The following is a 21,390-nucleotide window of genomic DNA, read 5'->3' as shown; positions in this document are numbered from 1 at the left end:
CTAGGACGCCAGTTTGAGGTTGGCGATATAGCGCGACGCGTCGGCGGACAGCTTCGCCTGGACGCCGTCACGCACCTGCCCGTACAGGGCGGAGTTCAGGGTCAGGCGTTGCGCGCAGGCCCAGAAGTTCACCTGCCGGGAACCCCATTGGGCAAACAGGAAACGCTTGCGGCTGTCGAGCGCGCGGAAGTAATAGGCGCCCAGCGCCATCGTCAGGACGCCGTTGCGTTCGCGCTGCACCGCGCCCAGCTGGAAATTGCCGCCCGACTGGGATGAGGAATGGAAGTCGAAGAGCTGCACCGTGGCGTCGTCCTCGGCCAGCGTGCCCAGCGCGGTGACGGCCTGCTGCAGCACGGCAAGCTGGTCGCGCCGCGCGACGGCCAGCAGCAGATCCACGGCGACCTCGTCCATGCGGAACTCGCTCTCGTCCTCGTCGTAATGCGTGAACGTCATCTGGCTGCTGGTCCAGCCCAGGTTGTCCAGCACCTCCACGTACGACTGGTACCAGGACTGCGTGTTGGTATAGCGGTCGTGGGCGGCGCTGGCGGCGCGCTGCGCCAACTGCAGGGAATAGAGGACGTCGCCTCTTTCTTCGTCGTTCAGCCCGGCCGCGAACGACATCAGGCTGCCGGCATTGACGCTGGCCTGCGGCGCGGCCGCCTGCCTGCCGGATCTGGCCGGCTTGCCCGCGCGCAGCACGGCGCCCGCGCTCTTGGCCGGTGCGCGGCGGCGGGCTACCGGCATCCCCGGCGGTTCCAGCGTCTGCAATGGCAGTTCGCCCAGATAGGCATGGATACCGACCGCGTTGACGCCGTGGTCAGGCATGGTGGACAGGGTTGCGCCAGGCTTGGACGCGCGCTTCCCGACAGGCCTGGCAGGCGGGGCCGGCGACAGCAGTTCGCCTTCGTCGGTAAATGTGGCCGCCAGGATGAATTCAGACTCCGCGGCCGAGTAGGCGGGATCCCAATGCGTGTTCTCCGGCACGTGGCAGTGGCCGAAGTGCCCACTGCTTGAGTCCCACGTCGCTGCGTCGCGGTTGTGTCCGCCGGGATCCTTGCCGTTCTTGGCCGGCAACGGACGGCCGGAAGGCCATTGCCGCGGAACGCCGTGCTGCTGTTCGATCCACCGGCACAGTCGCGCCAGGTTCGTGAGCGCGCGGCTGTCTTTCGGCAGATGCGCAAAGCCGACCAGTTCGATCTGCACGGCGGAGTCGCGGTTGGTCTGCGCGCCTCCGGGATCGTTGCGCAGCGCCCGCGCGCCCTCCGCGGTATCGATGTGCTGGAAGATCGTGCTGGCGTCGACGGTGAAGTGAGGGTCGGATCGGTTCCGTCGGAAAGCATCCATCGCGCCCTGCGCGGTGCTGCCTTCCGTGGTGTGATGGACGATCTTGAAGGGGCCGCCCAGATGAGGTCCGGACGAGCCGGAGATGGGTCGCCAAGTCGCAAACGGGCATCGTGCCATCGATGGTCTCCTTGGAACGGGCGCGGTGTTCTTGGCAGACGACATGACGACGATGATGCTGCGCCCATTGAAGGGATATATATGCGGACCTCATCCGACTTGCTAGTAGCCGAAAGTATTAATCCTTGAATTTGCAATGGTGCTTGCGCATTACCCGGCCCCGTTTGGCGTCATCCAGAGGGATGAGGAGCCGGTTCGTTGCTAAAGAGCCTTTTGTATCCGGACCGGGATCGACTTATAGCTGGGTGTGCCGCTGGCCCGGTCCTGATAGTCCAGCGGGCATAGGTTGTTGGCCTCGGGGTAGTAGGCGCCGACGGAGCCCGCCGCGATGTCGTGGGCGATGGCCGTCAGGCGCAGCCGGCGGTGCGTCTGGCCGGGCAGGCTGGTCCAGACGTCGACCGTGTCGCCGTGGGCTAGGCCGTGGCGTTCCAGGTCGGACGTGTTCATGAACAGCACGTCGCGGCGTCCGAACACGCCGCGGTACCGGTCGTCCAGGCCGTAGATGGTGGTGTTGTATTGGTCATGGCTGCGCAGCGTGGTGAGTCTCAAGACGTTGCCTTCGGCGATGTCCGGATCCTCTTCCAGGCCCGCGAACGCGATGAATTCCGCCTTGCCCGACCGCGTCTTCCAGATGCGTTCGGTGGGCGGCAGCGGCAGGCGAAAGCCGCCGGGATTGCGGATGCGCGCGTTGTAGTCGTGAAAGTCGGGATAGATCTTTTCGATCAGGTCGCGGATGCGGTCGTAATCTCCGATCAGGCGCCGCCAGTCGACGCGGCTGCGCGGCAGCGTCGCCAGCGCCATGCCCGCGATGATGGCGGGTTCTGACCGCAGTTGCGGCGAAGCCGGCAGCAGCTTGCCGCGCGACGCATGCACCATCGACATGGAGTCCTCGACGGTGATGGACTGCGCGCCGGCCGCCTGCACATCGCTTTCCGTTCGGCCCAGCACCGGAAGCAGGATCGACTGCTTGCCGATCAGCAGGTGCGACCTGTTCAGCTTCGTGTTCAGGTGCACGGCCAGGTCCAGATTGCGCATGCCACGTTCGCATTGTTCGACGTCGGGCAGCGCGATCGCAAAGTTTCCGCCCAGGCAGATCAATGCCTTGGCGTCGCCGGCGACCATCGCCTTCATCGCATCCACCGCGTCGTGGCCGGGACGGTCGGGCGGGCGAAAGCCGAAGGTCCGCTCGACGTGATCGAACATGGTGTTGTCGATTTTCTCGGTGATGCCGACGCTGCGGTTGCCTTGCACGTTGGAATGCCCGCGCAGCGGGCAGATGCCTGCACCCGGTTTGCCGAAATTGCCTCGCATCAGCACCAGCGCGGCGATCTGCTGCACGTTGCTGGTGCCTTTCTCGTGCTGGGTGATGCCCATGCCGTAGGTCACGATGGTGGCGCGGGATCTTGCATAGGCTTTGGCCACCTGCTCCAGGTCGGCGCGGGCAAGTCCGCTGGCCTGTTCGATGTGGGGCCAGCCGGTGCGGTCCAGGTCCTGCACGAAGGCCTCGAACCCATGCGTGTGTCGTTCGATGAAGTCGTGATCCAGGGCGCCTTGCTCGTTTCGGTCCGCCGCCACCAGGGCCTTCATGATGCCCTTGAGCGCGGCGGCGTCGCCGCCGACCTTTACCTGGAAGTAGGTGGACGCGATCGGCGTGGCGCCCAGCGTAGCCATTTCGACGGGATTCTGCGGATCGGCGAAACGCTCGAGGGCGCGTTCCCGCAGAGGGTTGAACACGATGATGGGCACGCCGCGCCGCGCGCACTCGTGCAGCGTGCCCATCATGCGCGGGTGGTTCGTGCCCGGGTTGTGGCCCATCGAAATGATGAGGTCGCACGCATCGAAGTCGTCCAGCGACACCGTGCCCTTGCCGATGCCGATGGCCTGGGGCAGGCCCACGCTGGTGGCCTCGTGGCACATGTTGGAGCAGTCGGGAAAATTGTTGGTGCCATATTCCCGCGCGTACAGGCTGAAAAGGAACGCCGCCTCGTTGGACGCCCGCCCCGACGTGTAGAACTCGGCCATGTCGGGGTTGGACAGGCTGGCGAGCGTCTGGCCGATGCGCGTGAAGGCGTCGTCCCAGTCGATCGGCTGGTAGGTGTCGCTGGCGGCGTCGTACGCCATCGGGTGCGTCAGGCGGCCCGCGTTTTCCAGGTCATGGTCGCTCCAGTCCAGCAGTTCCGTGACGGTGTGCGCTGCAAAGAACGCCGGGGTCACGCGCTTGCGCGTGGCTTCCCACGTGACCGCCTTCGCGCCGTTTTCGCAGAACTGGAACGTGGACGTATGCGCCTTGTCGGGCCATGCGCAGCCGGGGCAGTCGAACCCGTCGGGCTTATTCGTGCGCAACAGCAATGCGGGCGCTTCGGCGATGCGCATCTGGTCGGCCACCGCCTGTGCGGTCGCTTTCAGCGCGCCCCACCCGCCCGCGGGCGCGTCATAGCGGCGAATGCCGGTGGGCTTGCTTTGAGTCATCGGGGTCTCCGGAATTCAGGACGCGTTGCGTGCGGCGTCGTCGGGGGCGGCCGCGAGCCGGGCCGCGCGGGCCGCGCAATAGCGGCTTGCCCCCACGGAACCGGCCACGGCCAGGATGATGGGAACAAGAAACGCCTGGTCGACGCGCATAAATTCGACGATGAGCACGATGGCGGTCAGCGGCATGCGCATGGACGAGGCCAGGAAGGCCGCCGCGCCCACCACGGCGAAGGCGCCGGGCGGCGATGCGGGCCAGGCCAGGCTCCACATGCCGCCCAGGACGACCGCCAGCGCGGCGCCGATGGCGATGGCGGGTGTAAGCAGGCCGCCCTCGGCGCCCGCGCGCAGGGTCGTGGCGACGACGGCCATTTTCAGCACCGCCAGCGCGGCCGCCATGGCAATGGTCAGTTCGTTGTCGAAAGCAAGCTGGGCCGGCCCCTTGCCGTTGCCCAGCAATGCGGGCAGGTAAATCGCCAGGACGCCGATCAGCAAGAAGTTCAGGAGGCATGCCACGGGCAGGCGCCAGCCCCGCGCCGCATTGCGCCGCGCGGCCGCGGTCAGCCGGCGGAAACCGTGAGCGGCGCTGCCGAATATCGGCCCGGCAAGGATGGCCCAGGCAACCAGGCCCGTGCTGATGTCCATGGCGGGAACGGCGTACTGGATGTCATTGCCCAGTCCTGCCCACGCCACGACCGCGCCGATGCAGCAGGTCGCCAGCGCGATGGCGGCGGCGGGCCAGGCGAACGACCCCAGAAGCACCTCCAGCACGAACACCGCCGCGCCGAGCGGCACGTTGTATACGGCGGCCAGGCCAGCGCCTGCGCCGCAGGCCACGATCAGCCGGTGCTGTTGCGCCGGCAGGCGCAGCAGCATCGACAGGCGTCCGGCCGCCAGCGCGCCCACTTGCCGCGGCGCGGCTTCACGACCCAGCGGCGAGCCAAGCGCGACGGTGACGATCTGCAGGATGGCGTGCGCCAGCGTCGTGGCAGGCGGCATGCGGCGGTCGGGATCGTCCGCTGACTGATCGACGGTCACGAGGGGGCGGCCATATCGATAGATCAGCCACCAGCCGACGCCCGCCGCCAATCCGCATATCGCCAGCGCAACCACGCGGCGCGATCCGCTGGCCGCCGTGACGCCTTGCAGGAAGGACTCGTGGCCGATACCGGCCGCGCCGTAGCCATAGGCCAGGTGCTGGACGGCGTGGAGCAGCATGCCCAGCAGCATGCCGCCCAGGCCCGCGACGAGACCGGTCAGGATCGTGGCGGCCAGCAGCCTGGGGCTGAGCCACGATGGATCATCGGGCGAAACATCTTTCATGCCGGATCGGCTCCCGTCCAAGGCGCGCCCGGACATGTCGGAAGCGCTGCGTCAGGCAGTGTATGTCCCGCAACATCGCGTCCGCAGGCCGACAGGCCGGAATCCATACCTATGGGTTAGCCGGTAATCCCGATTTTCCTTGTGAACAGTCAAAAAGGCCGGCGATCCGGCGTCTATTTCAAATAGTATCCAAGTAAGTCAGTCTATATAATCGCCCGCTCAATCCAATGACGACAGATGCCGGGATGCGCATTGGCGACGTGCCGGCTGGAGAAAATGATGTTGAACAAGGTGGTGAAGATCGGGGCGTTGGCGATGCTGTCGACGATTATTGCGGGCTGCGCAACCGAGCGCTCGCAAGCTTTGGCGGTGCCGGCGGTTGCGGCGGCAAGCAAGCCGTACGCAGGCGTGCGCAGCCCGATTTCCGTCGGCAAATTCGACAACCGCACGAACTATCTGCGCGGCGTGTTCTCCGACGGCGTGGACCGTCTGGGCGGCCAGGCCAAGACCATCCTGATGAGTCATTTGCAACGCAGCGGCCGCTTCCAGGTGATGGACCGCGACAACCTGTCCGAAATCGCCCAGGAAGCCGCCTTCAACAAGAAAGCCGCCCAGATCAAGGGCGCGCGCTACGTCGTCACGGGCGACGTGACCGCCTTCGGCCGCAAGGTGACTGGCGACCAGCAGCTGTTCGGCATCCTGGGCCGCGGCAAGGAACAGGTGGCCTACGCCAAGGTTGACCTGAACGTCGTGGACGCCACGACGTCGGAAGTCGTCTATTCCGCCTCGGGCGCGGGCGAATACAGCCTGTCCAACCGCGAAGTGGTCGGCTTCGGCGGCACCGCGGGGTACGACTCCACACTCAACGGCAAGGTGCTGGATCTGGCGATCCGTGAAGCGGTGGATCGTCTGGTCGACGGCATCGAGCAGGGCGCCTGGCAGCCCGCCCGGAACTGAAGGGGGCTTTCATGACGACTCAATCCAACACGCGCCGCAAGGCGGCGCTTGCGCGCATGGGCCGCGGACTGGCGATCGCGGCGCTGGCCGGCCTGTTGTCGGCCTGCGTGCAGCAACCCAAGTCCATGTATAGCTGGCAGTCCTACCAGGGTTCGGTCTATGCCTACCTGAAGGACGACGGCGCCGATTACGCGACGCAGAGCCTGGCGATGGAAAAGAACATCGAGACCGCCCGCGCAGCCAACGCCGAGCTGCCGCCCGGCTTCCGCGCCCACCTGGGCATGCTGTACATGAAGATGGGCGACGGCGACAAGGGCGTCGAACAGATGCAGGGCGAGAAGGCCGCGTTCCCTGAATCGGCCCCGTTCATGGACTTCCTGCTGCGCAACGCCGGCAAGCCGCAGGCGCAGCTTGCTGCGGCCGGCGTTCCGGCGGCCGGCGTTCCGGCGGCTGGTGCTTCTGCGGCCGACGCCGGGACGCCTGTTGCTGGATCGGCTGCCGCAGCATCGGCTGCCGCAGGTACGCCTGCCGCAGGATCGCCTGCCGCATCCTCTCCCGCCGCGGAGCAGGCCGCTCCCGCGAAAGCCGGCACATCGAAGAAAGGATCGTGATGATGAACAGACTCATGCGCGCGGGCCTGCTGGCCGTGGTCGCGTTGCTGGCGGGCTGCGTGGCGCCGCCGCAAAAGAACGTGGACTACACGGCCTTCCGCGAAAGCAAGCCGGCGTCCATCCTGGTCCTGCCGCCCCTGAACACCTCGGTGGACGTCGCCGCGTCGGCGGCGGTGCTGGCGCAAGCCACTCAGCCGCTGGCGGAATCCGGCTATTACGTGATTCCGGTGGGCGTCATGGACGAGACCTTCAAGCAGAACGGCCTCACCACGCCCGACGACATCCATCAGCTTCCCGCCGCGAAGCTGCGCGAGATCTTCGGCGCGGACGCCGCGCTGTACATGACGGTCAAGCAGTACGGGTCCAGCTATGCCGTCATCTCCAGCACCGTGACGGTTTCGATCGAAGCGGAACTGCTGGACCTGCGCAATGGCGCCACGCTGTGGACCGGCAGCAAGCAGGTGGTGCACGCCAATAACAACAACAGCGGCGGGCTGCTGGGCATGCTGGTGCAAGCCATGGTCGACCAGATCGTCAACAACCTGACGGACCGCAGCTACAGCGTGGCCGGCATGACGAACAACATGTTGCTCAGTGCGGGCACGCCGGGCGGCATCCTGTACGGGCCCCGTTCGCCGCGCTACGAAGCGCAGTAAGCGAGTCGCCGCAATCGGGCCATCCGCCCGCGAGCCTGCAAAGGTTCGCGGGCGATTTTCATTGTGTGGCCACAGTCCAGTCTGCCGCTGCGCTGGTGCGCCGCCTGGGTGTCACACGATGGCCGGCCGCCGGATTTCCGGGTGCAGCCGTTGCGCCCACGCCAGCAGGGCGTGGTCCTGATCCGGGCGCGCTACCCATTGCACGCCTACCGGCAGTCCGTTGCCTGCGCAGCCAGTGGGCAGATGCAGCGCCGGCCAGCCCAGCAGCGACCACACGCGGTTAAACAGCGACGATCCCGTGGACTGCACGCCTTCGGGCGCCTCTCCGGGCGCGCTGGGCGTGACGATGAAGTCGACGTCGCCAAATCGTTCGCGCCAGGCACGCGACAGGCTTTCGCGCGCGTGCTGCGAGGAAACGTATTCCGTGTATGAAATGCCCAGGCCGCGGTCGATGGCGCCGCGCGTGGCCGGGGACAGCAAGCCGGCCTGCGGGCTTTGCAGCACGGGCAGCAGGCCCCGCGCCAGCTCCGCATGCATGGTTTGCGCATGGATGTGCAGCAGCGTCCGCAAGTCAGCATCCACGTCGGGAAGGACGATGTGGGCGCCGTGTTCGCGCAGGCTTTGCACACAGTGGTCAAGCGCAAGGCGGGCAGCGGGGCTCACGTCGCCGATCGCGTCGCAAGGCAGCAGCGCCACGCGCGGCGCGCGACCGGCAACCTGCCCGGCGGATGCCTCCAGGTCGGGCAGAAGAACGGACGCGGCCCGCCGGGACTGTTCCACAGTGCTGGTGAACCAGCCAATGGTGTCCAGCGAATCGCACAGCACATGCATGCCCTGACGGTGCACGCGGCCGAAGGTGGGCTTGAAGCCGACCACGCCGCAAAACGCAGCGGGGCGGATCATCGATCCGCCCGTCTGAGTGCCCAGCGCCAGGTCCACCATGCCCGCGGCGACCGCCGCCGCCGACCCGCTCGACGAGCCGCCGGGCGTGTGCGCCGGATTGCGCGGATTGCGGGTCGGGCCGGGCGTCACGTAGGCGTATTCGGCGGTGACGGTCTTGCCGATGGGAACCGCGCCGGCCGCGCGCAGCTGCGCGACGCAACTGGCGTCGCGCGCCGCGGGGGCTTGCGGTTCGGCGGCCGAGCCCGACCGCGTGGGCAGGCCCGCCACGTCGATGACATCCTTGACGCCAAACGCAGCGCCGGCCAGCGCACCCTGCTCCGCCGGCGCCGGCGCCAGCCCGGCCTCGTCGGCCAGGCAAACCCACGCCTGCACCTGCGTATCCCCGGCCCTGCTGCGGCCCAGGGCCTCGTGCACATTCAGCATCATTGGACCTTGATCTGCTTCTGGCGGATCAGCTGGGTCCAGCGCTCGCTTTCGCTGGCGATGAAGGTCTGGAACTGTTCGGGCGTGCCGCCAGCGACCTCGCCGCCCTGCGAGTCCACCACCTGGCGGTACTGCTTGTCCTGCAGCGCGCGGTTGATGTGCTCGTTCAGCGTCTTGATGACGTCCGGCGGCGTGCCGGCGGGCGCAATCACACCAAACCAGTTGGACACGACCATGTCGGGCATGCCCAGTTCCTTGAAGGTGGGCACGCCGGGCAGGCCAGGCACACGCTTGTCGGACGCGACGGCCAGCATTTTGATGCGGGCGTCAGGACCCGAGGCATGCGGCAGGAACAGGCTGGGCAGTTCGATGTAGAAGTCGACGTTCCCGGCGATGAGGTCATTCACGGCAGGCGCGCCGCCGCGGTAGGGCACGTGCGTGGCGTTGGCGCCGGCCTGCTCCTTGAACAGCTCTGTGCTCAGGTGCGATGCGCTGCCCGCACCCGTGGAGGCGTAGTTGAGCTTTTCGGGATTGGCCTGGGCGTCGCGGATCAGCGCGGCGGGGTCGGCATAAGGAGACTTGCTGCTTACGCCCAGCGCCATCGGACCCAGTTCGATCAAGGCGACGGGCGCGATGTCCTTGGCCGGGTCGAAGGGCATCGTGTAAAGCGCCTTGTTGACCGCCATCGGGGCAAAGTTGCCCAGGCCGATGGTGTAGCCGTCAGGCTTGGCCGTGGCGATCTGGCCGGTGCCGATGTTGCCGCTGGCCCCCGGCTTGTTGTCCACCACGACCGGAACGCCCAGCGAGTCGCTGAGCTTTTGCGCAAGCTGGCGCGAGCGCGTGTCCGAACTGCCGCCCGCCGCGTACGGCACGATGAACTTGATGGCCTGGGCCGGGTAGGCGGCTTGCGCCCAGGCGCCGGGCGCAGCCAGACACAGCGAGGCGGCGAAGGCGCCGGCCAGGAACTTGATGGTGGACGATGCAGCAGGCATGGCATTTCCCTTTTGGTGGAGGGGCCCACGCCCCGCCGTTGATTGTGAGCGCATAGTAGGAAGCCAGCATTAGGATGTCTAATACCTAATTCTCCCGCTATTGATTCGTCAGGAAAATAAATGCTGATCGACAGCCGTTTGCTGCAGGTGTTCGCCGTGGTGGCCGAGGAATTGCACTTCGGCCGCGCCGCGCAGCGCCTGCACCTGAGCCAGCCGCCCCTGAGCCAAAGCGTGCGCAGGCTGGAGGAAGCGCTGGGCGTGCAGCTGCTGGAGCGCACGACGCGCACCGTCAGGCTGACGATGGCGGGGGCGGAACTGCAGCGGCGCATTCAAAGAATGGCGACCGAGCACGAGGCGACGATCCGGCACGTGCGACAGGCGGCCAGCGGCCAGGCCGGTCAGCTCACGATCGGGCTGACACCCAGCGCCGCTTATTCAAACGTGCCGCAGGCGCTGTTCGTGTTCCGCCAGCGTTATCCGGGCGTGACGCGGGACCTGCAGGAAATGAATTCCAGCGAGATGCCGGAGGCGCTGCACCAGCGGCGGCTGGACCTGGCGCTGCTGCGTCCGCCCTTCGCCGATGCGGACCTGTCTCCCGTTCCGCTGTATTCCGAGCCCATGGTGCTGGCCGTTCGCCGCGACCATCCGCTTGCCGGCAAACGCTGGGTCACGATGGCGCAGGTGCTGGACCTGCCGCTGGTGGGCTACGCGCGCGACCGGTCGCGTTACTTCAGCCAGGTGCTGCGGCAGATGGTGGAAGCGGCGGGCAAGCCCGCGCACATCGTGCAGGAAAGCATGATTCCCACCATCCTGACGCTGGTCGAAGCGGGGTTCGGCGCGGCCGTGGTGCCGGCTTCGCTGGCGCGGATGCGCATGGACATCCTGGCCTATGTGGGCATTCGTGGACGCGGCGCGTTCCGCGCGGAACTGGCCGCCGCCCGCCATCCCGACAACCCGAATCCCGCGGTGGACGCCTTTGTGGCGATCATGCGGGAGAACCGGCAGGCGGGCGGCTGAGCGGCGCGTCGATCAACGAGGTTCCTGGCGCGGCGCGTGCACGGGATAGTCCGTCAGCCCGCGCGCGTCGCCGCCGAAGAGCGTGGCGCGGTCATGCTCGGCCAGCGGCTCATCGTTGCGCAGCCGTTCTGGCAGATCCGGGTTGGCCACGAACGGCCGGCCAAAGGCGATCAAGTCCGCCCAGCCTGCTTGCAACGCATCGCGCGCGCGCTCGGCGGTGTACTTGCCGGCGTAGATCAGCACGCCCGGGTAGACGCGGCGCAGGGCCTGTTTGAACGCCAGGGGCATGTCCGGCGCGTCGTCCCAGTCGGCCTCGGCGATGTGGACGTAGCCCACGCCGATTTCGCCAAGACGCTTGGCCGCGGCCGTGTAGGTGGCCACGGGGTCCGCGTCCACGCAGCCATTCAGCGTGGTCAGCGGGGCCAGGCGGATGCCAACGCGGGAGGCATCGCCCATCGTCTCGACCAGCGCGCGGGCCACTTCGTCCAGGAAGCGCAGGCGGTTTTCCAGCGAGCCGCCGTATTCGTCTGTACGGGCGTTGGCTTCAGAGTCCAGGAACTGGTTCACCAGATAGCCGTTGGCCGCGTGCAGCTCCACGCCGTCAAAACCCGCCGCGATCGCGTTGCGCGCGGCCTGGCGGTATTGCTCCACGATGGCGTGGATCTCGACGACGGAAAGCGCGCGCGGGGCCGACGCCTGCACGAAGTTGGGGCTGCCGTCTTCGCTCTGCACGAAGACGTTGACGCCTTCGGCCTGGACGGCGGACGAGGACACCGGGGCCTGGCCGTTCAAGAGGCTGGTGTGGCTGAGCCGGCCCACATGCCAGAGTTGCGCGTAGATGCGGCCGCCGGCGGCATGGACGGCGTCCGTGACGCCGCGCCAGCCCGCCACCTGCGCGGGTGTGCAGAGGCCAGGCGTGCCGGCATAGCCCTTGCCCATGGGCGAGATGTAGGTGCCTTCGCTGACGATCAGGCCGGCGCCGGCGCGCTGCGCGTAATAGCGCGCCATCAGCGCGTTCGCGGTGTCGCCGGGCTGCGTGGCGCGCGAACGCGTCATCGGCGGCATGACGACGCGGTTGGGCAGCGTCAGGCTGCCAAGGGCCAGGGGTTCGAAGAGGGGATCGGTGTGCGTCATGGCGTCAATCCCACGCGGCGGCCAGACCCTGCGGGCTGACTTCGCGGCCGTTGCGTTCCAGCGCGGTGATCTGCGCCATGTCTTCGTCATCCAGGCGCAATTGCTGGGCGAGCTGGTTGCTGGCCAGGTTCTCGCGCTTGGTCGACGACGGAATCACGGCATAGCCCAGCTGCAACGCCCAGGCCAGCGTGACTTGCGCCGGCGTGGCGTTGTGGCGCCGGGCGATCTGGCCGATGACCGGGTCCTTCAGCACCTTGCCGTAGGCCAGCGTCATGTAGGACGTGACGGGGATGCCCTGTTCCTTCAAGAAGGCGGTGAGCTGGCGGTTCTGCAGGTAGGGGCTGAGCTCGATCTGGTTGGTGGCGATCTCTTCGCGGCCCACGGCGGCGATGGCGGCACGGGTTTCCGCGATCGGGAAGTTGGAGATGCCGATCTGGCGGGTCAGGCCCTGCTGCTTCGCGTCGGCCAGCGCCGTCATGAATTCGTCCACGGAAACGCCGTTGTCCGGGGCGGGCCAGTGGATCAGGGTCAGGTCGACAAAGCTCGTGCGCAGCTTGGCCAGGCTTTCCTTCAGGCTGGGGACGAGCTTGTCCTTGGCATAGTTGGGCACCCAGATCTTGGTGGTGATGAACAGGTCATCGCGCGCCACGCCCGATTCGGCGATGGCCTGGCCGACGTCGGCCTCGTTTTCGTAGATCTGCGCGGTGTCGATCGCGCGGTAGCCGACGTCCAGCGCGTTGCGCACCGAATCGATGGCGACCTGGCCCTGCAGGCGGAAGGTGCCGACGCCAAAGGCGGGGATGCTCATGTAAAACTCCTTGGGGATGTGCGGGTCCAGACGGTCGATGTCTGGGGATGGACGTAGTGTGCCTGCCGGATACTTGCGGAAAAAGCCGCGTATGGGCGAAATACTTTTGATATAACGTCAAGTATGAAAACCACCCTCGACGAAATGCAGGTCTTCATCGCCATCGTGGACAGCGGATCGATCACCGCCGCTGCCGACGTGCTGGGACAGACCATCTCCGCCACCAGCCGCAGCATGAGCCGGCTGGAAGAAAAGCTGCAGACCACGCTGATGCGCCGCACGACCCGGCGCCTGGAACTGACCGAAGAGGGCAAGGCCTACCTGGAGCAGGCGCGGCGGATCATCGCGTCGGTCGAGGAAGCCGAAGAACTCATGAACCTGCGCCGCAACCAGCCCGCCGGGCTGCTGCGCGTGGATGCGGCCTCGCCGTTCATGCTGCACGTGATCGCGCCGCTGGTGCCGGGCTACCGCAAGCGCTATCCGCAGGTAGAGCTGGAACTGAACAGCAACGAAGGCAACATCGACCTCCTGGAACGGCGCACGGACCTGGCCATCCGCATCGGGCGGCTGAAGGATTCTTCGCTGCATGCCGTGCCGCTGGGCAGCAGCCGCGTGCGTGTGCTGGCCAGCCCGGGATACCTGGCGGCGCACGGCACGCCGCGGCGGGTGGCCGACCTGGCTTCGCATGTGCTGCTGGGCTTCAGCCAGTTGGAAGCGTTGAACGAATGGCCGCTGCTGGATGCCGATGGCCAACCGGTGCACGTCAAGCCGCAGGTGCGGTCATACAGCGGCGAGACGCTGCGGCAGCTTGCGCTCAATGATGGCGGCATCGTCTGCCTGTCGGATTTCATGACGCGCGGCGATCGCAAGACCGGCGCGCTGCAGCAGTTGTTTTCCAGGCAGACGCTGGACGTGCGGCAACCCATCAACGCCGTGTACTACCGCAACACGGCGATCTCCTCGCGCATCAAGTCCTTCATCGATTACGTGGTCGACGCGGTGGGGCCCGACGGCTTTGCCGAATAGTCAGTCCGCGTGTGTATCCAAAGACGACGGGAGCGATCCGCGTCGCGGCGCGATCTTATACTGTCCCCGTTTTAATCCACCCATCGGACACGCATGAGCATTTTTTCCCGTTTCTTCGGCCGCAAGGAAGAACCCTCCGACACGCAGGCGCTATCGGCCAATCCAGACACCGAGAACGCGCTGAGCCTTCAGGTGCTGTTTGCCGCGCCGCTGGCGATCGACGAAGCGGCGCTGACCGCCGCGCTGCGCGACTACCATCCGTCGATGGCCGAAGCGCGCGCCGAGATCGCGCCCGACCTGCCCGAATTCCTGGGACTGGCCGGCTGGGACAAGCACGTGGTAAGCATGGTGGGTTTCGATGCGCCCTATCCGCAGGATGCGCTGGAAGTCTGCGTCGCGCCGGCGCACTATCCCGCGACGCTGAAGGACGAAATCCGCGGCCATGCCAGCCACATCATCCTGTATTACGCGGGCACGGAAACGGATCCGCTCGAGCAGTACGTGGCGCTGGCCGCGGTTGCCGGCGCACTGACGGGCTTCCAGGCGATGGCCGTGCTGAACGAGCATGCGCACACCTCGCTGCCGGCCGGCGTGTTCGCGGCGGACTCGCTGGGCGAAGAAAGCATGGACCTGCTGCGCACGCTGCCGCTGAACATGCTGTATTGCGGCTTCGTGAAGTACGAAGTCGAAGGCGTGCAGGGCGTGTGGATGCGCACCTACGGCGCGGATGCTTTCGGGCTGCCCGATTTTGCCGCGTTGGCAAGCGGCCATGACCAGGGCGAGTATTACTCGACCATGTTCAACAACATCATGAGCTACATGCTGCAAAGCGGCGCGGAGCTGGCCGCAGGGCACACCATGCAGATTGGCGAAGACGCCTACATGAAGCTGCGCGAGCCGGCCAAGGAAGAGTATTACCTGGACGGGCCGGGCCAGGTGCTGGTGGCCGAGATCATCACCGCGGATCAGATCAACGCGCCGCAGTAAGCAGGAGGGGCCGCCTTTACAGCAGCCCCGCGCTGCGAGCTCGCGCCACGGCCTGCGTCCGGCTGTCGGCGCTGAGCTTGACGTTCAGATGCCGCAAGTGCGTGCGCACCGTGCTTTCGGAAACGAAGAGCTGCCTGGCGATGGCGCTGTTGGAGTGGCCTTCTGCCAGCAGCCGCAGCACGCGCAACTCCTTGGGCGTCAGCCCTTCCGGGCAGATGGCGTCGCCCGCGGCCGCGGCTTGCGGCGGCGCGGTCCCGAGGCGGGCCTGCTCCGTGTACCGCTGCCACCAGTCGCGCGCGCCTTCGTTGTCCAGCCAGGCGCTGCCGGCCGGTTCGCCCGCGTAACGTTGCAACAGGGTGGCAAGGGCCGCGCCCTCGTCGACCAGCACGCGGCACAGGCCTTCGGATTGCGCCGTTTCCAGCAGCGGCGCCAGTTGCGCGAAAGCGCCGGCTTCGTCTTTCATGCGCGCCAGCGCGACGGCGCGAAAGAGCTGCAACTTGTACGCGCGCCGCACGCGCCGAGCCGCAAGCGCCTGGGCGATGTCATGGTCCAGGTCGCGCAGGGCGGCGGCGGGGTCGCCGTCGTAGGCCTGGCAGCGCAACCGTCCCAGCCGCGGATACAGCAGGTCGTTGGCCGGCAGGCGCAAGGCTTCCACGCGGCGCCAGAGATCGGCGTCGTCGGCGCGCATCAGTTCGTCGCGCGCGGCCTGGGGATGGCCCTGCATCAGCAGCACGCGGGCGCGCTCCACGCGGGCACTGGCGGCAATGCGCGGCAGGCGCCGCTGATGGCCCAGGTATTCCAGTTCGCCCAACAGGTAAAAGGTCTGCTCGGGGTCGCCTTCGTAGAAAGCGACGCGCGCCAGCATCAGATAACCCAGGATCAGGTGGTCGGGCAGCGCGACGTCGCGGCCCAGCGGCACGTACACCTGGAGCAGGCGCGCGGCCTGTGGCAGGTCGCCGGTTTCGTACACCCACGCGGCATACAGCACGCCGGCCCAGGCGTTGCCATTGGCCTGTCCGTAGGCGCCGTTGCGCGTCGAGCGCACCGCCATGCGAAAGCGCGCGCCGGCCTGGCGCATGCGCCCTTCCTGCAGGTCGATGATGCCCTCGACCGCTTCGGAATACATCAGGTTGAAGCTGCTGGCGCTGCGGCTTTGCGCGCGCCGGGCGGTGTCCAGCAGCGCGCGCGCCTCGTGGTAGCGGCCCAGCACGGCGCTGATGTTGGCCATGGCGTTGGCCAGCGCGGTATCGGTGAATGACAGCGCATCGTCCAGCGCCGCCACGCTGGGCATGCCGGTGGCATAGGCTTCTTCCTGTCTGTCCATCATCGACAGCAGCAAGGGTTGCAGCGCGCGCACATGGGCGAGCACCGCGGGATCGGCGCTGCCCGCCAGCTTCAGGTCGGCCATCAGCAAAGAGGCTTCGCTGGGGCCGCGCGTGAAACAGGTGGCCCACACCTGCATTGCCTGCAACAGAGGCCGGGCGGCCAGCACCGCGGGGGGAAGCTGCCCCAGCCAGCGCGACAGCAGGCGCATGCGCCCTTCGGCCAGCAGCGATTCCGCGTGGGCTTCCAGCAGCGACAGCGCGCGGTCAAAATCCCCGCCGTCGATGGCATGGTCGATGGCGGGCACGGGCCGGCCTTGCGCTTCGTACCATCGCGAGGCGGCCAGGTGCAGGCGCGCGACGTCGCCCGGCGCCTGCGCGCGAAGCTGCGACTGCAGGTAGCTGGCGAACAGGCTGTGATAGCGGTATTGGCGTTCGTCGGCCGCCGTGCGCGTCAGCAGCACGTGCCCGTTTTCCAGCTGGTTCAGCAGGTCGGCGCAGTCCGTGTCGGGCAGCAGGGCCTGGCAGAGCGGCGCGCTCAGTTGCTTCAGGATGCTGGTGCGCAGCAGGAACCGGCGCAGCGCCGGCGTCTGGCTGGCCAGCACGTCCTGCGCCAGATAGTCGGCGACGGACTGGTCGCTGCCGGAAAAGCGTTCGATGAAGGCGGCGGCCGACGGCTGCCGCGCCAGCGACGCGGACGCCAGGCACAGCGCGGCCGCCCAGCCTTCGGTCTTGCGATGCAGCAGCTCGATCTCGGCGGGCGTCAGGCCCGGCCGCCGGCGCGCGAAGAATTGGCTGGCTTCGTCGATCGAGAAGCACAGTTGCGCGGCGTCGATCTCCAGAAGCTGGTTCGCCGCGCGCAGCCGCCCCAGCGCCAGGCCCGGGGAATGCCGCGAGCCGATCAGCAGCCGGCCTTGCGCGGGCAGGCGGCCGATCAGGTCCTGCACCAGGTCCAGCACGGCAGGCGCGGTGATGGCTTCGAACTCGTCGAGCACCAGCGCGAACGGCCCCCGGTGGGTGGCCACGGCCTCGACCAGCGCGAGCGCCAGGGTGTCTTCGGAATCGTGGCCGCCGGGTGGCAGGCCCGCGGCGCCGGCCAGCGAACCCAGCGCCGCGGTCAGGCACCGCAGGAAGCGGGAAAGATCGTTGTCGGCGCGATCCAGCGTCAGCCAGGCGGTGCGCATGGGAAGCGCCTGGAAGCGCGCCTGGCATTGCGCCAGCAGCGTGGTCTTGCCGTAGCCGGCGGGCCCGCGCGCCACCACCACCTTGGGCCCGTCGGGGCGGCAGATCTGCTCGCACAGCGCCAGCCGGGCGATGTGATCGCCATGCGCGGCCGGTGCGTTGAGCTTGCCGCTGGCCAGCGCTTGTTCCATCGAGAACGAATGACGCATGAGTGCCTGTGTGGAGTTGCGGTTCTGCGCGGGCCGCGGGAAAACCCGCGCGGCGCTGGAAAATCGTCGCTTTGGACGACGGCGAATTCGCGTGCCTACGATACAAAAGGACGCTCCCCGGAGCAATACGCTCACCGCCGCAAAGACGGCGTAAATCCATAACGGAGACAAGTCCATGGCAATCCAGAAACTGACGCTCGCGCTGGCGGGCGCGGTCCTGGCCGCAAGCGGGGCGCAAGCCCAGAACGCGGCAGGCCCCGTGAAGATAGGCATCATGGCCGACATGAGTTCGGCGTACTCCGACATCGGCGGCAAGGGCCTGGTCGAGGCCGCGCGCATGGCCGTGCAGGACTTTGGCGGCTCGGTGCTGGGCAAGCCGGTCGAACTCGTCTTCACGGATGGACAGAACAAGGTGGACGTCGCCAGCGCGGCCGCGCGCCGGTGGTTCGACCAGGACGGCGTGGACATGATCACCGACCTGCCCACGTCCGCGCTGGCGCTGGCCATCAGCGAGCTGGGCCGCGAAAAGAAAAAGGTCGTCATGGTGACCAGCGCCTCGACGTCGGAGCTGACCGGCAAGGCGTGTTCGCCCTATACCGTTCACTGGACCTACGACACCTATGCCCTGGCCAACGGCACCGGTGCGGCGGTCACGGAACAGGGCGGCAAGAACTGGTTCTTCATGACCGCGGACTATTCCTTCGGCTATGCGCTGCAGGGCGACGCGTCGGCGGTCATCGAGCGCAACGGCGGCAAGGTGCTGGGCGCGGTGCGCTCGCCGCTGAACACGCCGGATTTCAGTTCCTACCTGCTGCAGGCGCAAAGCTCCAAGGCCGGCATCATCGGCCTGGCGCTGGGCGGCAACGACGTCATCAGCGCCATCAAGCAGGCGGCGGACTTCGGCATCGGACGTCCCGGCAGTTCGCAACGGCTGGTGGCGCTATTGGCCTTCCTGTCGGACGTGAAGTCCATCGGCCTGCCGCTGGGCCAGGGGCTGCTGCTGACCGAGGCTTTCTACTGGGACCAGAACGACGCCACGCGGGCGTGGTCGCAGCGCTTCCAGGACAAAGTGGGCCGTAAGCCCACCATGACGCAGGCCGGCACCTACGGCGCCGTCACGCACTACCTGAACGCGGTAAAGGCCGCGGGGACCAAGGACGCCGACGCCGTCATGGCGAAGATGCGCGAAATGCCCATCAATGACTTCATGACGAAGGACGGCAAGCTGCGCGTGGACGGGCGCGTGGTGCGCGACATGTACCTGTTCGAAGTGAAGAAGCCGTCGGACTCCAAGGGCGAGTGGGACCTGTACAAGCAGGTGGCGGTGATCCCCGGCAAGGTGGCGTTCCGTCCGCTGGACCAGGGCGGCTGCGCGCTGGCGAAGTCCGGGGGCGCCGAATGATCAGTTACCAGGTCAAGGCATTTGGCGAACCGCTGTCGCGCACGGACCATCCCACGCCGGCGCCGCAGGGTTCGCAGCTGCTGTTGCGCGTGCTGGCGGCGGGCGTGTGCCATACCGACATCCACACCTGGGAGGGTTCCTACGACCTGGGCGGAGACAAGCGGCTGAGCATGCAGCAGCGCGGCGTCACGCTGCCGCTGACGCTGGGCCACGAGACCGTGGGCGAAGTGGTTGCCGTCGGTCCCGACGCGCCGGCGGACGTGCGCGAGGGGCAGCGCTACCTGGTGTATCCGTGGATCGGCTGCGGCGAATGCAAGGTGTGCCGCCGCGGACGCGAGAACCTGTGCGCATCCCCACGCTTTCTGGGCATATTCCGACCGGGCGGCTACAGCGACCACATCGTGGCGCCCGACGCGCGCTATCTGGTCGGCATCGGCGACCTGACGCCCGCACAGGCCGCGCCGTACGCGTGTTCCGGCCTGACCACCTTCAGCGCCATCCGGAAGATTCCGGCTGACGTGCTGGCCGAGGAATCCGTGGTGGTGATCGGCGCGGGCGGCCTGGGGCTGATGTGCGTGACGCTGCTGCGCGCGATGGGCTGCCCGCGCGTCGTCGTGCTGGAACCGGATGGGGCGCGCCGCGGCGCGGCGCTGGCCGCGGGCGCGCATGCCGCCGTGGACTCCGCCGGCGCGGACGCCGCCGCGCAGGTCAGGGATGCGGCGGGGGCGGTATGGGCGGTGATCGACTGTGTGGGCGCCGCCAGCACCGTGCAGCAGGGCATGGACCTGCTGACCAAGGGCGGCCAGTTGATCCTGGTCGGCCTGTTCGGCGGCGAGCTGTCCCTGTCGCCGGCGCTGGTGCCCATGCGCGCCATCAGCATCGAAGGCTCTTATATCGGCAACCTGGAAGAGCTTCAGGCCCTGATGGAGCTGGTGCGCGATCGCAAGCCGCGCGCCATTCCGACGGCCTGCCGCTGCCTGGACCATGCGCAAGCCGCGTTGTCCGACCTGGCCGCGGGCCGCGTGGTCGGCCGTCTGCTGCTGACCCCGTCTTCCGACACTCTTGAACTGGCATCCCAACCATGATCCTGAATCTGGACTCCGATTACACGATGACGTTGAATGGCCGCGCGGAAACGTCGCCGCAGACCTTCGACGTGCTCAACCCCGCCACCGAGGAACGCATCGCGGCCGCGCCCGACGCGTCGCTGGACCAGTTGAATGCCGCCATCGCGGCCGCGCGGGCCGCCTTCGTGCCCTGGCGCTCGGCGCCCATCGGCGAACGCCAGGCCGCGCTGCGCGCCATGGCCGACCGCCTGGAGGAGCACACGGACGGCTTCATGCGGCTGCTGACGCGCGAACAGGGCAAGCCGCATGCGGATGCGCGCGCCGAAGTCGGGCGCTGCGTGGCATGGCTGCGCGCCTTCGCGGCGCGCGACCTGCCGGTGGAGCGTTACGACGATGGCGCGGGCCATCTGTTTGAAACCCGGCGGGTGCCGATCGGCGTGGTGGCGGCCATCGCGCCGTGGAATTTCCCGATGACGCTGGCCATCTGGAAGATCGCGCCGGCGCTGCTGGCCGGCAACACCGTCGTGCTCAAGCCATCGCCCTACACGCCGCTGACGTCGCTGAAGATGGGCGAACTGTTCCGCGATTTGCTGCCGCCGGGCGTGCTGAACGTGGTCAGCGGCGGCGACCGCCTGGGGCCATGGCTGACCGAGCATCCGGGCATCGACAAGATCGCGTTCACCGGGTCCACCGTCACGGGGCGGCGCGTGATGCAGAGCGCGTCGAGCCGGCTCAAGCGGGTGACGCTGGAACTGGGCGGCAACGACGCCGCCATCGTGCTGCCGGATGTGGACGTGAAGGAGACCGCGGGCAAGCTGTTCTGGGGCGCATTCCGCAACTCGTCCCAGTATTGCCTGGCGACCAAGCGCCTGTACGTGCACGAATCCATCTACGACGCCTTTGCGGACGCGCTGGCGGGCCATGCCGCGAGCGTGGTGGTGGGCGACGGCGCGCAGCCGGGCACGGGACTCGGCCCCATCCAGAACCGCGCGCAGTTCGATCGGGTGAAGGACCTGATCGCGGATGCGCACCGCACGGGCGTGCGGTTCCTGACGGGGGGCGAGGTGCCGGAGGGCAAGGGGTACTTCGTGCCCGTCACCATCCTGGACAACCCGCCGGACGATGCGCGCAGCGTGGTGGAAGAGGCCTTCGGCCCGGTGCTGCCGCTGCTGAAGTACCGCGATGTCGATGAGGTCATCCGCCGGGCCAACGACACCGAATACGGCCTGGGCGGATCGGTCTGGTCCAGGGACGTGGACCTGGCGCAGTCCATTGCGCGGCGGCTGGAGACCGGCACCGTGTGGATCAACCACATCCACGTCATGTCGCCCAACGTGCCTTTCGGCGGGCACAAGCAGTCCGGCGTGGGGGTGGAAAACGCGCTGGACGGCCTGCTGGAATACACGAATACGCAGGCGGTGTCGGTGCCGGTCTAGACAGCGGG

General features: G+C 67.6%; 17 protein-coding genes. 9 read left to right on the top strand and 8 right to left on the bottom strand.

Annotated features, from left to right (window positions below):
* The 3 genes from RT614_RS19960 to RT614_RS19950 form a co-directional block, all read right to left on the bottom strand.
* Complete coding sequence (locus RT614_RS19960; protein WP_313623858.1) at positions 1-1,461, bottom strand: N-acetylmuramoyl-L-alanine amidase; 1,461 nt, start codon at positions 1,459-1,461, stop codon at positions 1-3.
* 201 nt (positions 1,462-1,662) lie between these two features.
* On the bottom strand, positions 1,663-3,930 hold the full coding sequence (locus tag RT614_RS19955; protein WP_313623857.1) for an FdhF/YdeP family oxidoreductase: 2,268 nt from the start codon (positions 3,928-3,930) through the stop codon (positions 1,663-1,665).
* Between the two features lie 15 nt (positions 3,931-3,945).
* Positions 3,946-5,250 carry a chloride channel protein gene (locus RT614_RS19950; RefSeq protein ID WP_313623856.1) on the bottom strand — a complete coding sequence of 435 codons (1,305 nt, stop codon included), beginning with the start codon at positions 5,248-5,250 and terminating at the stop codon, positions 3,946-3,948.
* 279 nt (positions 5,251-5,529) lie between these two features.
* Here RT614_RS19950 and RT614_RS19945 point away from each other — a divergent pair, with 279 nt between their 5' ends.
* From RT614_RS19945 to RT614_RS19935, 3 genes are read left to right on the top strand one after another with little or no spacing between them, the layout of a single operon-like run.
* Complete coding sequence (locus RT614_RS19945; RefSeq protein WP_313624060.1) at positions 5,530-6,207, top strand: CsgG/HfaB family protein; 678 nt, start codon at positions 5,530-5,532, stop codon at positions 6,205-6,207.
* 11 nt (positions 6,208-6,218) lie between these two features.
* Entirely contained in the window at positions 6,219-6,818 is a 600-nt protein-coding gene (locus RT614_RS19940; protein WP_313623855.1) for a DUF4810 domain-containing protein, read from the top strand.
* The gene (locus tag RT614_RS19935; RefSeq protein WP_313623854.1) at positions 6,818-7,474 is read left to right on the top strand and encodes a DUF799 domain-containing protein; all 657 of its coding nucleotides are present in this window, start codon (positions 6,818-6,820) and stop codon (positions 7,472-7,474) included. Before RT614_RS19940 ends, RT614_RS19935 begins: the two co-directional genes overlap by 1 nt.
* Positions 7,475-7,585: 111 nt before the next feature.
* Here the strand turns inward: RT614_RS19935 and RT614_RS19930 are convergent, their stop codons facing one another.
* Both RT614_RS19930 and RT614_RS19925 read right to left on the bottom strand, forming a co-directional pair.
* Entirely contained in the window at positions 7,586-8,803 is a 1,218-nt protein-coding gene (locus RT614_RS19930; RefSeq protein WP_313623853.1) for an amidase, read from the bottom strand.
* Positions 8,800-9,792 (bottom strand): tripartite tricarboxylate transporter substrate binding protein, encoded by a 993-nt coding sequence (locus RT614_RS19925; protein WP_313623852.1) that lies wholly within the window; start codon positions 9,790-9,792, stop codon positions 8,800-8,802. Before RT614_RS19925 ends, RT614_RS19930 begins: the two co-directional genes overlap by 4 nt.
* Positions 9,793-9,912: 120 nt before the next feature.
* Between RT614_RS19925 and RT614_RS19920 the strand changes: the two genes are divergently transcribed.
* Positions 9,913-10,809 (top strand): LysR family transcriptional regulator, encoded by an 897-nt coding sequence (locus RT614_RS19920; RefSeq protein ID WP_313623851.1) that lies wholly within the window; start codon positions 9,913-9,915, stop codon positions 10,807-10,809.
* A 12-nt stretch (positions 10,810-10,821) separates the two neighbouring features.
* Here the strand turns inward: RT614_RS19920 and RT614_RS19915 are convergent, their stop codons facing one another.
* Both RT614_RS19915 and dkgB read right to left on the bottom strand, forming a co-directional pair.
* Complete coding sequence (locus RT614_RS19915) at positions 10,822-11,943, bottom strand: alkene reductase (protein ID WP_313623850.1); 1,122 nt, start codon at positions 11,941-11,943, stop codon at positions 10,822-10,824.
* 4 nt (positions 11,944-11,947) lie between these two features.
* Positions 11,948-12,751: a 2,5-didehydrogluconate reductase DkgB gene (gene dkgB / locus RT614_RS19910; protein WP_313623849.1), complete on the bottom strand. Its 804-nt coding sequence runs from the start codon at positions 12,749-12,751 to the stop codon at positions 11,948-11,950.
* A gap of 123 nt (positions 12,752-12,874) precedes the next feature.
* Between dkgB and RT614_RS19905 the strand changes: the two genes are divergently transcribed.
* Positions 12,875-13,777: a LysR substrate-binding domain-containing protein gene (locus RT614_RS19905; protein ID WP_313623848.1), complete on the top strand. Its 903-nt coding sequence runs from the start codon at positions 12,875-12,877 to the stop codon at positions 13,775-13,777.
* Between the two features lie 93 nt (positions 13,778-13,870).
* Positions 13,871-14,764, top strand: a complete 894-nt coding sequence (locus tag RT614_RS19900; protein ID WP_313623847.1) for a DUF4261 domain-containing protein — start codon at positions 13,871-13,873, stop codon at positions 14,762-14,764.
* Positions 14,765-14,780: 16 nt separating this feature from the next.
* Here the strand turns inward: RT614_RS19900 and RT614_RS19895 are convergent, their stop codons facing one another.
* Positions 14,781-17,477, bottom strand: coding sequence for a LuxR C-terminal-related transcriptional regulator (locus RT614_RS19895; RefSeq protein ID WP_313623846.1), 2,697 nt, complete (start codon positions 17,475-17,477; stop codon positions 14,781-14,783).
* A 175-nt stretch (positions 17,478-17,652) separates the two neighbouring features.
* On the opposite strand from RT614_RS19895, the gene RT614_RS19890 reads away from it, so the two are divergent.
* Genes RT614_RS19890 through RT614_RS19880 form a run of 3 tightly spaced genes read left to right on the top strand, consistent with a single transcriptional unit; the run spans position 17,653 to position 21,382 of the window.
* Positions 17,653-18,879: an ABC transporter substrate-binding protein gene (locus RT614_RS19890; protein WP_313623845.1), complete on the top strand. Its 1,227-nt coding sequence runs from the start codon at positions 17,653-17,655 to the stop codon at positions 18,877-18,879.
* Positions 18,876-19,964, top strand: a complete 1,089-nt coding sequence (locus tag RT614_RS19885; protein ID WP_313623844.1) for an alcohol dehydrogenase — start codon at positions 18,876-18,878, stop codon at positions 19,962-19,964. The genes RT614_RS19890 and RT614_RS19885 overlap by 4 nt, the downstream gene beginning before the upstream one ends.
* Complete coding sequence (locus RT614_RS19880) at positions 19,961-21,382, top strand: aldehyde dehydrogenase family protein (protein WP_313623843.1); 1,422 nt, start codon at positions 19,961-19,963, stop codon at positions 21,380-21,382. Before RT614_RS19885 ends, RT614_RS19880 begins: the two co-directional genes overlap by 4 nt.
* Positions 21,383-21,390: the final 8 nt, after the last annotated feature.

Source organism: Achromobacter sp. (genome assembly GCF_032102605.1).
Classification (GTDB): domain Bacteria; phylum Pseudomonadota; class Gammaproteobacteria; order Burkholderiales; family Burkholderiaceae_B; genus Achromobacter.
The sequence above is the reverse complement of the archived record's forward strand: the minus strand, read 5'-3'. Positions and strand labels throughout refer to the sequence as shown.

Excerpts from the sequence above, each read along its gene's own strand:
- RT614_RS19960 (WP_313623858.1), bottom strand. The coding sequence starts at position 1,461 with ATGGCACGATGCCCGTTTGCGACTTGGCGACCCATCTCCGGCTCGTCC.
- RT614_RS19955 (WP_313623857.1), bottom strand. The coding sequence starts at position 3,930 with ATGACTCAAAGCAAGCCCACCGGCATTCGCCGCTATGACGCGCCCGCG.
- RT614_RS19950 (WP_313623856.1), bottom strand. The coding sequence starts at position 5,250 with ATGAAAGATGTTTCGCCCGATGATCCATCGTGGCTCAGCCCCAGGCTG.
- RT614_RS19945 (WP_313624060.1), top strand. The coding sequence starts at position 5,530 with ATGTTGAACAAGGTGGTGAAGATCGGGGCGTTGGCGATGCTGTCGACG.
- RT614_RS19940 (WP_313623855.1), top strand. The coding sequence starts at position 6,219 with ATGACGACTCAATCCAACACGCGCCGCAAGGCGGCGCTTGCGCGCATG.
- RT614_RS19935 (WP_313623854.1), top strand. The coding sequence starts at position 6,818 with ATGATGAACAGACTCATGCGCGCGGGCCTGCTGGCCGTGGTCGCGTTG.
- RT614_RS19930 (WP_313623853.1), bottom strand. The coding sequence starts at position 8,803 with ATGATGCTGAATGTGCACGAGGCCCTGGGCCGCAGCAGGGCCGGGGAT.
- RT614_RS19925 (WP_313623852.1), bottom strand. The coding sequence starts at position 9,792 with ATGCCTGCTGCATCGTCCACCATCAAGTTCCTGGCCGGCGCCTTCGCC.
- RT614_RS19920 (WP_313623851.1), top strand. The coding sequence starts at position 9,913 with ATGCTGATCGACAGCCGTTTGCTGCAGGTGTTCGCCGTGGTGGCCGAG.
- RT614_RS19915 (WP_313623850.1), bottom strand. The coding sequence starts at position 11,943 with ATGACGCACACCGATCCCCTCTTCGAACCCCTGGCCCTTGGCAGCCTG.
- dkgB (WP_313623849.1), bottom strand. The coding sequence starts at position 12,751 with ATGAGCATCCCCGCCTTTGGCGTCGGCACCTTCCGCCTGCAGGGCCAG.
- RT614_RS19905 (WP_313623848.1), top strand. The coding sequence starts at position 12,875 with ATGAAAACCACCCTCGACGAAATGCAGGTCTTCATCGCCATCGTGGAC.
- RT614_RS19900 (WP_313623847.1), top strand. The coding sequence starts at position 13,871 with ATGAGCATTTTTTCCCGTTTCTTCGGCCGCAAGGAAGAACCCTCCGAC.
- RT614_RS19895 (WP_313623846.1), bottom strand. The coding sequence starts at position 17,477 with ATGCGTCATTCGTTCTCGATGGAACAAGCGCTGGCCAGCGGCAAGCTC.
- RT614_RS19890 (WP_313623845.1), top strand. The coding sequence starts at position 17,653 with ATGGCAATCCAGAAACTGACGCTCGCGCTGGCGGGCGCGGTCCTGGCC.
- RT614_RS19885 (WP_313623844.1), top strand. The coding sequence starts at position 18,876 with ATGATCAGTTACCAGGTCAAGGCATTTGGCGAACCGCTGTCGCGCACG.
- RT614_RS19880 (WP_313623843.1), top strand. The coding sequence starts at position 19,961 with ATGATCCTGAATCTGGACTCCGATTACACGATGACGTTGAATGGCCGC.